Origin of the sequence: Maribacter arcticus (genome assembly GCF_900167935.1) — a bacterium.
Lineage (GTDB): Bacteria > Bacteroidota > Bacteroidia > Flavobacteriales > Flavobacteriaceae > Maribacter > Maribacter arcticus.
In genome coordinates this window covers 50,234-64,313 of record NZ_FUYL01000013.1, presented here as the reverse complement: position 1 = coordinate 64,313, position 14,080 = coordinate 50,234, and the positions used below count along the sequence as shown (strand labels likewise).

Here is a 14,080-nt window from a genome sequence, read left to right as displayed (position 1 = left end):
CTTTAAAAAATATCTGATTTATTTACTCGATAATATGGTACCTGAAACTTCACCGAAACCTACTTTAATTCCCTCTTTTTCTGCAAAACCTCGCATAGTGATGGTATCGCTATCTTCAATAAAAGTTCGCTGACTACCATCGCACAATGTAAATGGCTTTTTACCTCCCCATGAAATTTCTAAAAGTGAGCCAAAAGAGCTTTCATCTTTTCCTGAAATAGTACCGGAAGCCATCACATCGCCGACATTTATATTACACCCATTTACCGTATGGTGCGCTAATTGCTGCATCATATTCCAATACATATATTTGAAATTTGATTCGCTAATAACAGTTTCATCTGAAGTTTGCGCAGACATACCCACTTGCAATTGAATATCATAATTAAGTTGACCTTCATATTGTAAATAGGACAGCACTTCTGGTTGTTGCTCAGGACCTTGAACTTTAAAAGGTTCTAATGCCTCCAAAGTAACTATCCATGGAGACATGGAAGACGCGAAGTTTTTCCCTAAAAACGGACCTAATGGCACGTATTCCCATTTCTGAATATCACGTGCAGACCAGTCATTGAACAACACTAAACCGAAGATATGTTCAGCGGCATTTTTGGTTGAAATACGCTCTCCCAACTTGGTACTTTTACCTATTATAAAACCCATCTCCAATTCGAAATCTAAACGATTTGATGCTTGAAAAACGGGTGTTTCCATATCATTGGTCTTCACTTGACCCATTGGTCTGTGAATATTAGTACCACTCACCACAATTGATGATGCTCGACCATGATACCCTACCGGAATATGTCTCCAATTAGGCAAAAGGGCATTTTCTGGATCACGGAACATTTTACCCACATTTGTTGCATGCTCGATGCTAGAATAGAAATCGGTATAATCGCCAATGCGCACAGGAAGATGCATTTTCGCATCTTCCTGCGGTATGAAAACTTCAGGATGATTTTTTAAAGGTGAGTTATCCAAAACCAATAATCGTTGAACATCTAAACGCACTTTATTGGTAATTTTCTTTCCCAGAGCGATAAAATCGTTGAGGGTCGATTGTCTAAAATAAGTAGTATTAACATCCAACAAACCTAAATTTGCTAAAGCGGATAAATCTACAATCTGTTCGCCAATAGCTATGCCAGCTTTTGGCTCATCACCATCGACTGAAAAGATTCCAAAAGGAAGATTATAAATTGAAAAATCTGAATTTTTGGGAACTGAAACCCATGTATTGAGTGTTGTCAAATTCTTGTAGTTTCATTAATTATACTAACCGCCTTGCCTTCTAATGCGCTCAGGATGATATTTTCTTATTTATTTATCCAACCAAGATTTATAGTAATCACCATCATCTAACTCCATCGCATTTTCTGTCACCATCAATGGTTTAAACGTATCAATCATGACCGCTAACTCATCAGACCCTTTTTCGCCGATACTACGTTCTGCAGCGCCTGGGTGTGGACCGTGTGGTATGCCTGCCGGATGTAAAGAAATATTACCTGGTTGTACGCCGTTTCTACTCATAAAATCACCATCAACATAATACAACATCTCATCAGAATCTATATTCGAATGATTATATGGTGCCGGTATGGACTGTGGATGATAATCATACAACCTTGGAACAAAAGAACATATGACAAATGCATTCGTCTCAAATGTTTGATGTACTGGTGGTGGTTGATGAATGCGCCCTGTAATGGGTTCAAAATTATGAATGGAAAATCCGTAAGGGAAATTATAACCATCCCAACCCACAACGTCAAAAGGGTGCCCTATGTACACCATTTCATGCATGACACCTTGCTTCTTTACTTTAATCAAGTGTTCATTGGTATCGGTAAAGGTTTCCAAATTTTGCGGTAATTTATAATCACGCTCACAAAATGGGGAATGCTCTAATAACTGACCGAACCAATTTCGATATCGTTTTGGTGTATAAATTGGTGAAAACGATTCGGCATACAATATGCGATTGTCTTCACTATCAAAATCTATTTGATAAATCGTTCCTCGGGGAATTATTAAATAATCTCCGTATTCAAAAGGAATCTGTCCGAAAATAGTTCTTAAAGTTCCAGTACCTTTATGAATGAACAACATTTCATCGGCATCGGTATTCTTATAAAAATAATCTCGCAGCGATTTTTTTGGTGCTGCAACTCCTATAATAATATCACTATTTACTAATAAAGGTTCACGAGCTTCTAAAAAATCATCTTTTGCCGGAGCATTAAAACTTACCAGTTTTAACGAACGTATATTTCTCTCTAACGCAATTTTAGGAGATACATCGGTACTCTTTACAATCTCCTTGACCATAGTAGGTCTATTATGGTGATATAATAAAGAGGACATTCCATCGAACCCAATTGTACCGAACAATTGCTCAGCATACAATTCACCATTTGGTTTCCTAAACTGCGTATGCCGCTTAGGCGGTACTTGTCCTTGTTTATGATAAATAGGCATATACGTTCGTTTTACTAGTTAATAAAGCTTCCTTTAAAAGTAATCTATTCTTGGTTTGTCAAGAAATCTGTTGACCTTATAAAGTTCCTCTCAATTCTTGCTCACGCTCGATAGCTTCGAATAGGGCTTTGAAATTTCCTTTTCCAAAAGAAGTAGCTCCTTTTCTCTGAATAATTTCAAAAAACATTGTTGGTCTCGCTTGAACAGTTTTAGTGAAAATCTGAAGTAAATAACCTTCATCATCACGGTCTACCAAAATACCCAACTTACGTAAAGACTCAATATCCTCATCAATTTCACCAACTCTTTCTGTCAATACATCATAATACGTTGTTGGTATGGTAAGAAATTCTACTCCTCTACTTTTTAAGTCAGATACCGTTTTTACGATATTATCTGTAGCTACTGCAATATGTTGTACGCCTTCACCTTCGTAAAATTCTAAATACTCATCTACTTGAGATTTTTTCATTCCAGGTGCAGGTTCGTTAATAGGAAACTTAATACGACCATTTCCATTACTCATTACCTTACTCATTAATGCCGTAAATTCAGTAGAAATATCTTTGTCATCAAAAGACATAATCTGCTTAAAGCCCATTACATTGGCGTAGAAATCTACCCAATAGTTCATTTGACCTTCATTCACATTACCAACCATATGGTCAACAAACTTTAAGCCTGTAGAAGCAGGCTGGTAGTCGCTTTCCCATTTTTTATATCCAGGAAGAAAAGTACCATTATAGTCTTTACGCTCTACAAAAACATGAACCACCTCACCGTAAGAATAAATACCTGAACGCACTACTTTACCGCTCTCATCTTCTTCTGTAACAGGCTTCATATAACTTTTAGCACCCCTTTTCACTGCCTCTTCATATGCATATGTAGCATCATCTACCCAAAGAGCCGTTACTTTTACCCCATCACCATGCTTATCGATATGTCTACCTACATCTGTTCCACTTTTTAATGGAGATGTCAATACTAATCTGATTTTATCTTGCTCAAGCACGTAAGACTCATACTCTCTACTACCAGTCTCCAAACCTCTATATGCTAAAGATTTGAACCCGAAGGCAGTTTTGTAATAATGTGCCGCTTGTTTAGAGTTACTTACATACAGTTCTAAATAATCTGTACCGTTAATTGGCATAAAATCCTGTGCCTCTTTGTGTTTGTTTTCTACTGCTGTTGACGTTGACATAGTATATGAATTTAAATTTTTATTTTATTTATTGTTGCTTATGCAACATGCGTATTAAAAAAATATTATGCTGTTGTGGTTTGGGTTTTCATTAAAACTTCTAAAGCAGCCAAAAGTGCTGTATTAGCCTCCCTAACACCAAAGGAAATACGGACTTTACCAGGCGCACCAAAATTACCTACTGGGCGTACCATAATTCCCCTTTGTTCTAAAAAAGATGTAAATTCTATATCTGATATTGGTGGGTCGATTAGCACAAAATTACCCTGGGTTGGCCAGTATTTTATATTCAAAGCATCAAGTCCGTTCAAAACAAATTGCCGCTCCTCTTTTACCAAGGCTACCGTTTTATTTACAAAATCGACATCTTCTAAAGCTGCAATTGCACCTTCTAATGCTAAAGAAGACAGTAAGAATGGTTTACATATCTTTCTCATGTAATTACTTATTTCTAATGGAGCATAGCAATAGCCTACTCGTAAACCGGCCAAACCATATGTCTTTGAAAAACTGTTAATGGCAATTACATTTTTACCTTCTAAAACAAATGGAATGCCTGAGGTGTAATCTTCTGCTTCAGCAAAATGTCTGTATACCTCATCTAATACCAAAACTACGTGTTCAGGCAACTTGTCTATAAAGTTTCTCAAATCCGCCATAGGAATATAATTTCCTGATGGATTATTTGGAGAAGCAAGAAATACCAGCTTCGTTTTATCTGTAATGGCTTTTAGAATACCTGGTAAGTTATAATCATAGTTTTCGGTCATTGGAACATTGATTGCCTTTGCCCCCATCCATCGTGTAAAAGCAGTATAAGGCAGAAAACAAGGCTGACTAACAATTACCTCATCATTTTCACGCAAGAAAGCTTTGGAAATCATATCAATAATTTCAGAACCGCTGTTGGCCGTTATAAAATTATCAGCACCCAATACCCCGTCGAAGTCTTTTACTAGGGCTTCTCTTAATCGGATATCCGTATTGTCAGGATAGAAGCTCAAATCATCTAACGTATTTGCTAACGCCTGCTTCACTTTCCGTGAATACCCTAACGGATTCTCATTTGAAGATAGCTTGTGTACCGTAACGCCATCTGGCATTACAATTTTTTTACCTCCACCTTTATAAGTGCTATCTTCTAAAATATAATTCTTGAAACCTAATTGCATATATCCAATTTTATACCTTCTTGGCAGTAGTAAAATTACAACTATTTTTTAATTTTGTTGCATTAACAACAAAATTAACGATAAACTCCGTTACTTTTGGAGGAATAAGTACAAAATATATGGACAGGACTGAGGGATTCGGCGTTTACATTGACCGTACCCTAAAAAAAGTACAAAGTACTTTTTTACAGGTATTTGCAGAAAATAGTATTGATTTAACTATTGAGCAATGGGTTATTTTACAGCGCGTACATTTAGAAGGCAAAGATGCTTCGCAAGCAGATATCGCCAAATCTAATTTTAGAAATCGAGCAACAACATCGAGGGTTATAAGCGGTTTATGCAAAAAAGGACTCTTGAGAAAGTCTAGATTTAGAGATGATCAAAAACGTTTTAAATTGGTAATGACCGAAGAGGGCACTAATCTTATGAAAGAGGTTATGCCCTTTATAAAGAATTTAAGAAAGGCTAGTACCCTGGGTATCACAGAAGAAGAATTTGAAATATTCTATAAAGTCTTAGATCAATTGTGGGAGAATTTTGACCAATACGAAGGTAGGTCGTAGGTGTATTTTAGCACGTACAAGAAATAATAAAAATTTTAATTGATTTTGGTTTTACCAGTCTATAAATTTCACTAAGTTTGCACCCACATTTGAAAAAATAGTGACGGTGGCATAGCTCAGCTGGATAGAGCACCTGCCTTCTAAGCAGGCGGTCCTAGGTTCGAATCCTAGTGCCATCACTTCAAAGCCCCTTTTAGGGGCTTTTTTGTTTTAAGCACTTACTATCTTCTTTAATTCTTAATTTGCATTTTCCCATTCATTATTTGATAGACCCTGTAAACACAACCATAAGCAACAATATTTCTATTGTTAGAATTTCAATTTTTTTTATCAATCAAGAATAATAAAATTGGAGATGTACACATTAACTCATGAGTCTACTGCAACTAATACCGTAAAGGGCGCTGAAATGGAAGAGCTATTAGAAAAAGCTCGTTCGAACAATCAAAATGATGATATTACCGGGTATCTCATTTATTATAAAGACAGATTTGTTCAATTGTTGGAAGGTGATAAAAGAAAAAATGAGGCTCTCTACGTAAAGATTAAAAAAGACGAGCTTCATAAAAACGTTACGCTTTTCTCTGAGGATGAAATTAGTAAGCGGACATTTCCTAACTAGGACATGGCCTATTAACGAGAACCACGCCACCAAATATGAATTTGAATAATTTAGAAGAAATTTAATTATGTTGTCTGACCTCGTAGAGCCTATCAGAGAAACGGCTAAACAATTTTGAAGAAAATAAAAAACCTTATTTCACACCCTCCATTATAAGTTTCGTCAGCCTTAATTCTTAAAAAAAAAATAAATGCAAACATCTATAGTATAGGTCTTGAGTTTGTCAAGACAATAAAAAGTGAAAGATTACTCACATAATCGTAGTCAGGACTATCGAACATTATAAATAGCTATACTATCTCTTTTTACTGTTTATAACAGTAAAAATTAGGTGTTTGAGTTAAATTCTTGATGAATAGCATTACTGATTTAACTCCATATTTTATAATTTACAAGTGTATTTTATTAAAACTTTTACAAATCATTACCCATGAATTAATAGTTTAATTGATTGACTTAAAATGAGCAAAGCTATACTAAATGTCTATCTAGCAGATGATGATAGTGATGACAGGACTTTTTTTTCTGATGCATTACGAGAGATTCCAATACCGTCTAAAATTTTTGAATTTAATAATGGGGTTGATTTAATGGCCGATTTAATATCGGAAACAATCGATAAACCAAATGTTATATTTTTAGATTTAAAAATGCCTATGATGGACGGATTTGAATGTCTTTCTGATATTAGAGACCTTGCCAAATATACCAATACACCAGTAATCATATATTCTACTTCATATCACCCTAAAGAAATTCATAGATTAAAAGAAATGGGTGCTTCATTATACTTACAGAAACCATCCTCGTACAATCAACTTAAGACACTACTGCATAAATGTCTTCGTTATGTCAACAGTTCTGAAGGAATAAAAGTAGAACCTGAATTTGTTATCTCTATCTAAATAACTAAAACTAATTACTAACCATCTATTACTATTAGCTATAGAAAACCACCAATTCGTTTTTCTTATATTTTTTTAATTGAAGCTTCCTTGATTAAAGATACCATCAATTCCTTTTTGCAACTAAATTAACTGTTTGATCAAAGCATATAAAACCACGGTCCTTATCAGAAAGGATAGGCAATTATGTGTATTTTGAAAGAACGACACCCCTTTTAAGTTATTATACTAAACTTTTATAAATAAGAAAAGCCAGCTATCGCTGGCTTTTTCTCTATCTTATATGTGCTATTATGCAGAAAGTGATACTTTTCTAATATTCATTAAATATGTTTTTGGAGTACACTTATATCTATTTCTAAAAATCTTTGAGAAATAACTTCTACTCGTAAAACCGATAGAATAAACTATCTCAGAAATATTCATGTCTGACGTTTGAATTAATTCTTCTGCTAAAATAAGACGCTCATTTCTAATAAAATTGGTTACTGTAGTACCTTCCATAACTTTAAACCCTTCTTGAAGTTTTGTTGGCGAAAGACCATATTCTTTACTTAAATCTGTAACCGTGTAAGAGTCTTCAGGCTTTCTTTTAATTGCATTTACAGCCTCTTCTATTCTTAATAGCTCTTTCTTGGTTAACAATGTGCTTACTTGCCCATCGCTTTCAATATCTTGCTTACAGTGAAGAATTTCAAGAGCTAAAGTGAAATTTACTATACCTTCAATTAACAATTTTCTAACCAATCCTTTTTGAGTTATGGCACGAATTTGTAATAACTGCTCCTTAATTTTTAGGTTGAAAGTTCCAATATGAGCACTATCATCTTCATTTAAGAACGATGCAAACAGTTGATTATACAATTCAGAACCATCATTATTTTTCATTGAATGCTCACCGTCTTGTGTTACCCTAATTACGGACAAGTTAGATTTTGTTCCCTGTCTTAATTTAATGTTGATAATCTCATTAGAACCACCAACTACCACTGTTTGTAAAGCCTCTACTTTAGAAGTTTCTGTACCCTTGGTAAAATTGAAATTACCTTCTAAACAATAAATAAAGTACAAACTACGGTTTTCATCTAATTTCAAATCGAAATTTAAATCTTCAACCAGGTCCAAATCATATTCAGAATAAGATATCCCAGAATTTAAAGAAACTGTTTGAATTCTACCTGTTCCATTTTCATTATCATATTGTAATATACGGTCACCTTCAAAACTTGATATACTACCGCCTAAAATAGTATTAAAATAGCTTAATTGATTATGAACTACTTGCATGATATATTGTTTAGTGTGTTATCGAATAATTTATTTGCCGAGCTTTTGAAGCTGTCAACAAAACCAATTGCACCTTGATGATTATTTGTAGAATTACTGTTATAAGCTTTCGCTCTTACAGCACCAACTCTAGCGTATTGAAGATTTTTCATAAAGATTGATTTATTGTTGATACAAATATCTACCCTATGACCTATTAATATGTTACATCATTTTTAAAACGTGTTACACAATTTTAAGAACTACCAGCAATTATAACTCTAAACGATAAGTCGGTTATTGTAATACTGGCAAGTATATCGTAAACTCGGCGCCTTTATCTAATTCGCCTTTTGCCTGTATTATTCCATTATGTGACTGTACAATCTTTTTACAAATTGATAATCCTAAGCCTGTACCTGAGAATTCATTTTTTCCATGTAGCCTTTGAAAGATTTCAAATATTTTCTCCTCATACTTTTTCTCGAACCCTATACCATTATCTATAAATTGTAATTTAACGAAATTACCTCCAAAAGATAAAAGTTCAGTTGGTATTTCATTACGAGAAATAATTTTGCTTTTGATTTGAATTTTAGCCCTCGTTTCCTTCTTTACATATTTTAAGGAATTACCTATAAGATTGGCAAATAATTGTTCGAGCTGAAATTGTACGCCATTTACAACCGGCAAAGCATCTGAAGCAACCTCAGCACCGATATCGTCTATACGTTCACCTAAATCATCTAATGCACTAATTAAAACGTCATTTAAATCTATTCTTTTTGGTTGCTCTTCAACCTCATCTACTTTTGAATAGGATAATAGGTTATTAATAAGATTACGCATTCTATTTGAAGACGATTTTACTTTCTCTAAATACCCTTGAGACCTTAAACTCATAGAGTCTTTTTCTTCTTCAAACAAGCGACTGACAAACATTTGAATTTTACGCAAAGGTTCTTGCAAGTCATGACTAGCAACCCGATTGAAGGCTTCTAGATCTGAATTTGTTCTTTTTAATTCGGCATTTTTCGCTTGTAGTTTCGACTCTGCTTCTATTTGCTTTGTAACATCGCGTATTACACCTACCATATACCTATTTCCTTCTTTTTGGTAACACTCCCCTATAGTATTCATATACTTCAAATCGTTAGATTTTGTGTATATGCGAAAAACCAAGTCTGTTTTAGTTTTGCTAATTCGAGCCTGATGAAAACTATCCTTTACTTTGTCAATATCATTGGGATGTACAAAAGCCAATAAACGGTCATATTTGCTATCGAGTTCCTTAGGCTCAAAGCCGAACATGCGATACACGTTTTCAGAATATTTGATTTCTTCTTTACCTAAATTCCAGCGAAAACTTCCAATATTCGCCACATGCTCAGCCTCTAAAAGCAATCTATTCTGTATAAATAATTGTTCTTCGTTTTTCTTTTCTCGGGTTATATCTTTTGAAAAAAGGATAATACCATCATTCATCTTTACGGCTCTATTACTCAACCAATATGACTGCTCGTTAAAGAAAAACTCCTTAATGTAATCTTGATTCTGTCCACTATAGAAACATTCTTTTAATTTTTCAAATACTCCATTTTCAAAGTTTTGAGGATAATACTCGCAGAAGGTTTTACCGATAATAAATTCTGATTCTTCCTGGGTAATATCGTCCATTCGATTATTGATATAATCTATTCGAAAATCGGATATAACATAATGATCATCAAAAATTGGCCTTAGATAAGAAACCATACTATCATAACTATCTAAAACTCCATAACTAAATAAATTGGAAATTTCAAGTTCATTTATTCTAGCTTTTAAATCGTCTTCCTGCAAGTTCGATTCTTTATGGACTACGTAAGATACCTTAGCCTCTGTGATACCTATCAAAAGCCCCGAATCGTGACTTTCAATTTTAAAATGCATGTTCAAATTCTTGTGACCGACCTTTTGAACAAAATTGAAAGCCTCATGTTTTTTTGACTTTATTACTGAATTTAAATGATTTAGCAACTCACCAAATTCGAGAAATTTCGGCAACTCTTTAATTTCCCTATTCTGAATACTTTCTTGTGTATTTGCAAAAAGTGATTCAGCCTTTTTATTTGCATAAACAATTACATATTGATTAATTTCATTTGAAATTTCAGCATTAGGACTCACAAAAACTAAAGCCTCATTAGAGCCGTCGACAATATTCTTAAAAAAATTATTTGTGGAAATATTTGTCATCGGTGTGCTTGAAATTTAAACCTCTAAAATAGATTACTGCTAAATACGTGGTATTATTTGGGTTTGACTAGTGCTAAAACTTAAAAAGTTGCTCCTAACGGAACAACTTTTTAAAATTCAATTTGAAATGAAGAATTATATTTTCAATAAAAAATTCTCTTTTTTGAAATCATTTAAATGATAGGCCCAATTTATTTTAACCACTTGTTTCAATGATTTTTTCAATTCACTAAAACTTGAAGGCTTTTTAATATAAATATTTGCGCCTTTTTCAAAAGTTTCTTCAATATCTCTTTCTGCAGATGATGTTGAATAAATAGCCACTAATATATCTTTTAAATGTGGTGTACGTCGAATTGCTTCTAAGCACTCGAAACCATTCATTATAGGCATGTTCAAATCTAGAAAAACCAAATCTGGCGGATTCTCAGTTTCTTGAATCAAATACTCCATACAGCTTTTACCATTCTCTAATTGGCGTAATTCTGTATTTAGCTCAATACCCTCCAATGCATCTGCAAAAAATTGCCTGTCATCTTCATCATCGTCTACAAGAAGTATTCTTAATTTATCCATTTTTCAAATTTCGTATTTATTGAAGAATTGTTCTTCTTATTTTTTTCTAAACTTCAAGTATTGAGTTATCGTTAACCCGGTTACTTTTTTAAATTGATTAGATAAATGGGGAACGCTGCTAAAACTTAGATCATGTGCTATTTCACTTAAGCTAGCATTGTCTAAGAGTACTAATTCCTTCACCTTTTCTATTCGCACTAATATATAAAAATTCTCTATTGACGTATATGTCTTACTAGAAAATAGATTTGAAAGATATGGATAACTGAAACCTAATTGATTCGACAGTAGCTCTGAAATTTTCAGATTTCGTATATCACCATCATGCACCATTTTCTTAACACAAATCTTGATTTCCTCAACAACATCACGATTCTCTTTCGTTTGAATTTTAATGCCAAAACTATCAAGTTCATTAGAAATTGATTTAAGCTGCTCCTCACTTAAATCATCTATAACCGTAATAGTTCCGCCTTGCAAAATTTCAAAATCAACCCCAGCCGCGACCATTGTTCTATGAATTAATTCATTAACCATCTTTTCAGAATCATATATGAAACTATACTCCATTCACTACATTACAATTAATACGCTGCTAAAAAGTTTGTAAAATTATTATTATCAAAAAACAATCTATAACAAAATACGGTAAATTATCACCACTTTTGAACCCAGACTTAAAATACCACTGCTTTATTTCCTAAGCTTTCGTGAATATTAAGGTCGCATTTGAAGGCATGTTTATTTTATCTATCCACTCTTTATTATCCGTTTATTTTTCAACCACCTCAATACTATCTACCGATACATCTGAAAAGGCAGCATCATACTCTTTACTGGCCTCATTTATTCTTAAGTAATACCGTTGATTATCGTCGAACCCTATACCATAATTTTAATATTCTTGATTACTGAAATTTAAGACCACCAAGACTGTTTCGTCAGTATTATTTACTCTAAAAAGAGAAAAAAACAAATTTCATTTTATTGTTATGTATGAGAAATACTCTTTAAACTAAACCATATAGTACTCCTCACAAAAAGTTAAAAACAGTTTCTCTAAGATGTGCCTAACTGACTACTTGGAATAATGATTTGAAATACAGCACCTTTACCCGATTCGCCATTTGCACTAATAAAACCATTGTGGTTCTGAACTATCTTCTTAACAATAGCCAATCCAATACCAGTACCTACATATTCTTGCTTTGAATGCAACCTTTGAAAAACTTCAAAAATTTTCTCAGAGAATTGTTTATCAAAACCTATACCATTATCAGTAATCGTAATTTTAGTATAGCTTTTACCCGCTATTAAAAGTTTGTCATTACTTTCTAAACCATCTATAACCTCACCCATAATTTTAATGACTGGGGGTACATCTAACTTAGAATATTTTATCGAATTTGATAATAGATTATAAATTAATTGACGAAATTGAAATGGTACTACCTCAATTTTACAACTACTTAATACTTCGACTTTGCCTTGTTTTTTTGCCAACTCTTCACCTAAATCATTCTCAACCTCATCAATAACATTTTTTAAATCGATAACTTCGAAAACTCTTTTCTCGGTATCAGCTCTTGAATAGGCCAATAGGTCATTAATCAACGATTGCATTCTATTTGCCGCAGATTGTATTTTCTCAAACTTTACTTTACCTGTTTTAGATAAGTTATCATACTCACGCTCCATTAAAACTTCTGCAAACATTTGAATCTTTCTTAGCGGTTCTTGAAGGTCATGACTAGAAATGTAGGCGAATGCCTGAAGTTCTTTGTTCATTGATTCTAGTTTTATGTTGCTATCTGCAAGCTCCCTAGTTCTAATTTCAACTTCACTCTTTAAATGCTCTGCAAATGATTTTTGCTGTTCAATGTTCATTCCTGTTCCTATGAAACCAACCAGCCTACCTTCTTCAAACTTGGGGGCTGCCATAACCTTAAACCATTCATAGTTACTAGTTGACGCATTCTTTATTCGAAATTCTAAAGCGATTTCTGATAGATTTTGTACTGCATCAGCGAAACCAGAAAATACTAACTCAATGTCGTTTGGATGTACCACATCCTTCCAAACTTGTCCTGTAAAATCAGATGAATTCTCTATTCCAATATAGTTTAGAAGTTCTTTATTTGCGTATTGAACATTCACCTCAGCATCGGTTATCCATATCCATATCGGTGATTGGTCGGCCATTTCACGAAAACGGCGCTCACTTTCGCGCAAACTATTCACAGCCTTAACGGCTTCTGTATTATCAGTACACACCGTTAAAACACCAGCAATATTACCAGATTCATCCTTAACCGGACTATAACTAAAGGTCCAGTAGACATCTTCAATTTGTCCATTTCGAAAAATAGGAATCAGCTGATTTTCTCTCCAAATAGATTCCCCTTTTTCAATAACAACTCCTAATAAAGGTGAGATATCATCCCATATTTCTGGCCATGCCTCTTTACCGCTCATTCCTAAAATGAATGGATGTTTTCCATTCATTCCAAGACTTGGCCTGTAAGCATCATTGTAAAAACATTTTAGTTTCTCACCCCAAAAAAGAAACATTGGAAAAGGGGAATTCAACATTATACTCATTGTCGTTCTAAGCGATTGCGGCCAAGTTTCGGGTAATCCAATTAGTGTTTTTGACCAATCCTTTTTACGCATCAATTCGCCCATTTCACCACCGTCTTCAAGAAAATAAAACTTCTCACTTTTATTGCTCATGGGATGAAAATATCTATTATAAGGCTTTTTGTTTAAAACGAAATTAACTACAAACAGTAATAAATATGCTATTCCATTGATAGATTTTTGAGAAAAAATTAGGATTCAATTTACAAATAAAGCAATTCACAATTAAAAAATTAGCTCAATAAAAATTGAGAGTAATCTTTTATGCTACAGCCTAATTCTTCGATTTGTAAATTGATTCTTTTCAAACAAGACCAAAACATAAATTCCTTTTCCTACTTTTTTATAATCAATACAAAAATTACGACGTTTTATTATCTCATTATTTTTATATAACATTTAAA

12 protein-coding genes and 1 tRNA gene are annotated in these 14,080 nt (G+C 33.5%); 4 read left to right on the top strand and 9 right to left on the bottom strand.

Going from position 1 to position 14,080, the window contains the following annotated elements; all coding sequences use genetic code 11:
* Positions 1 to 18 precede the first annotated feature (18 nt).
* From fahA to B5X55_RS17600, 4 genes are all read right to left on the bottom strand, one after another.
* Entirely contained in the window at positions 19 to 1,254 is a 1,236-nt protein-coding gene (gene fahA / locus B5X55_RS17615; RefSeq protein ID WP_079514364.1) for a fumarylacetoacetase, read from the bottom strand.
* 69 nt (positions 1,255 to 1,323) lie between these two features.
* Positions 1,324 to 2,484 (bottom strand): homogentisate 1,2-dioxygenase, encoded by a 1,161-nt coding sequence (locus B5X55_RS17610; protein ID WP_079514362.1) that lies wholly within the window; start codon positions 2,482 to 2,484, stop codon positions 1,324 to 1,326.
* 76 nt (positions 2,485 to 2,560) lie between these two features.
* Positions 2,561 to 3,691, bottom strand: a complete 1,131-nt coding sequence (hppD, locus tag B5X55_RS17605; RefSeq protein ID WP_079514360.1) for a 4-hydroxyphenylpyruvate dioxygenase — start codon at positions 3,689 to 3,691, stop codon at positions 2,561 to 2,563.
* A gap of 65 nt (positions 3,692 to 3,756) precedes the next feature.
* Entirely contained in the window at positions 3,757 to 4,863 is a 1,107-nt protein-coding gene (locus B5X55_RS17600; protein ID WP_079514358.1) for a pyridoxal phosphate-dependent aminotransferase, read from the bottom strand.
* Positions 4,864 to 4,883: 20 nt separating this feature from the next.
* On the opposite strand from B5X55_RS17600, the gene B5X55_RS17595 reads away from it, so the two are divergent.
* The 4 genes from B5X55_RS17595 (at position 4,884) to B5X55_RS17580 (ending at position 6,956) form a co-directional block, all read left to right on the top strand.
* A complete protein-coding gene (locus B5X55_RS17595; protein WP_079514353.1) occupies positions 4,884 to 5,429 on the top strand; it encodes a MarR family winged helix-turn-helix transcriptional regulator in 546 nt (181 codons plus the stop codon).
* A 105-nt stretch (positions 5,430 to 5,534) separates the two neighbouring features.
* Positions 5,535 to 5,608, top strand: a tRNA-Arg gene (locus B5X55_RS17590).
* Positions 5,609 to 5,784: 176 nt separating this feature from the next.
* Entirely contained in the window at positions 5,785 to 6,051 is a 267-nt protein-coding gene (locus B5X55_RS17585; protein ID WP_079514351.1) for a BLUF domain-containing protein, read from the top strand.
* Positions 6,052 to 6,512: 461 nt separating this feature from the next.
* Positions 6,513 to 6,956: a response regulator gene (locus tag B5X55_RS17580; RefSeq protein WP_079514349.1), complete on the top strand. Its 444-nt coding sequence runs from the start codon at positions 6,513 to 6,515 to the stop codon at positions 6,954 to 6,956.
* A gap of 291 nt (positions 6,957 to 7,247) precedes the next feature.
* On the opposite strand, the gene B5X55_RS17575 is transcribed toward B5X55_RS17580, so the two are convergent.
* The 5 genes from B5X55_RS17575 to B5X55_RS17555 all read right to left on the bottom strand — a co-directional run bounded on the left by B5X55_RS17575 (position 7,248) and on the right by B5X55_RS17555 (position 13,769).
* Positions 7,248 to 8,243: a helix-turn-helix domain-containing protein gene (locus B5X55_RS17575; protein WP_079514347.1), complete on the bottom strand. Its 996-nt coding sequence runs from the start codon at positions 8,241 to 8,243 to the stop codon at positions 7,248 to 7,250.
* A 276-nt stretch (positions 8,244 to 8,519) separates the two neighbouring features.
* A complete protein-coding gene (locus B5X55_RS17570) occupies positions 8,520 to 10,460 on the bottom strand; it encodes a PAS domain-containing sensor histidine kinase (protein WP_079514345.1) in 1,941 nt (646 codons plus the stop codon).
* Between the two features lie 135 nt (positions 10,461 to 10,595).
* Positions 10,596 to 11,036: a response regulator gene (locus tag B5X55_RS17565; protein ID WP_079514343.1), complete on the bottom strand. Its 441-nt coding sequence runs from the start codon at positions 11,034 to 11,036 to the stop codon at positions 10,596 to 10,598.
* Positions 11,037 to 11,072: 36 nt separating this feature from the next.
* Positions 11,073 to 11,606, bottom strand: coding sequence for a helix-turn-helix domain-containing protein (locus tag B5X55_RS17560; RefSeq protein WP_079514341.1), 534 nt, complete (start codon positions 11,604 to 11,606; stop codon positions 11,073 to 11,075).
* 489 nt (positions 11,607 to 12,095) lie between these two features.
* Entirely contained in the window at positions 12,096 to 13,769 is a 1,674-nt protein-coding gene (locus tag B5X55_RS17555; protein ID WP_079514339.1) for a sensor histidine kinase, read from the bottom strand.
* Positions 13,770 to 14,080 lie beyond the last annotated feature (311 nt).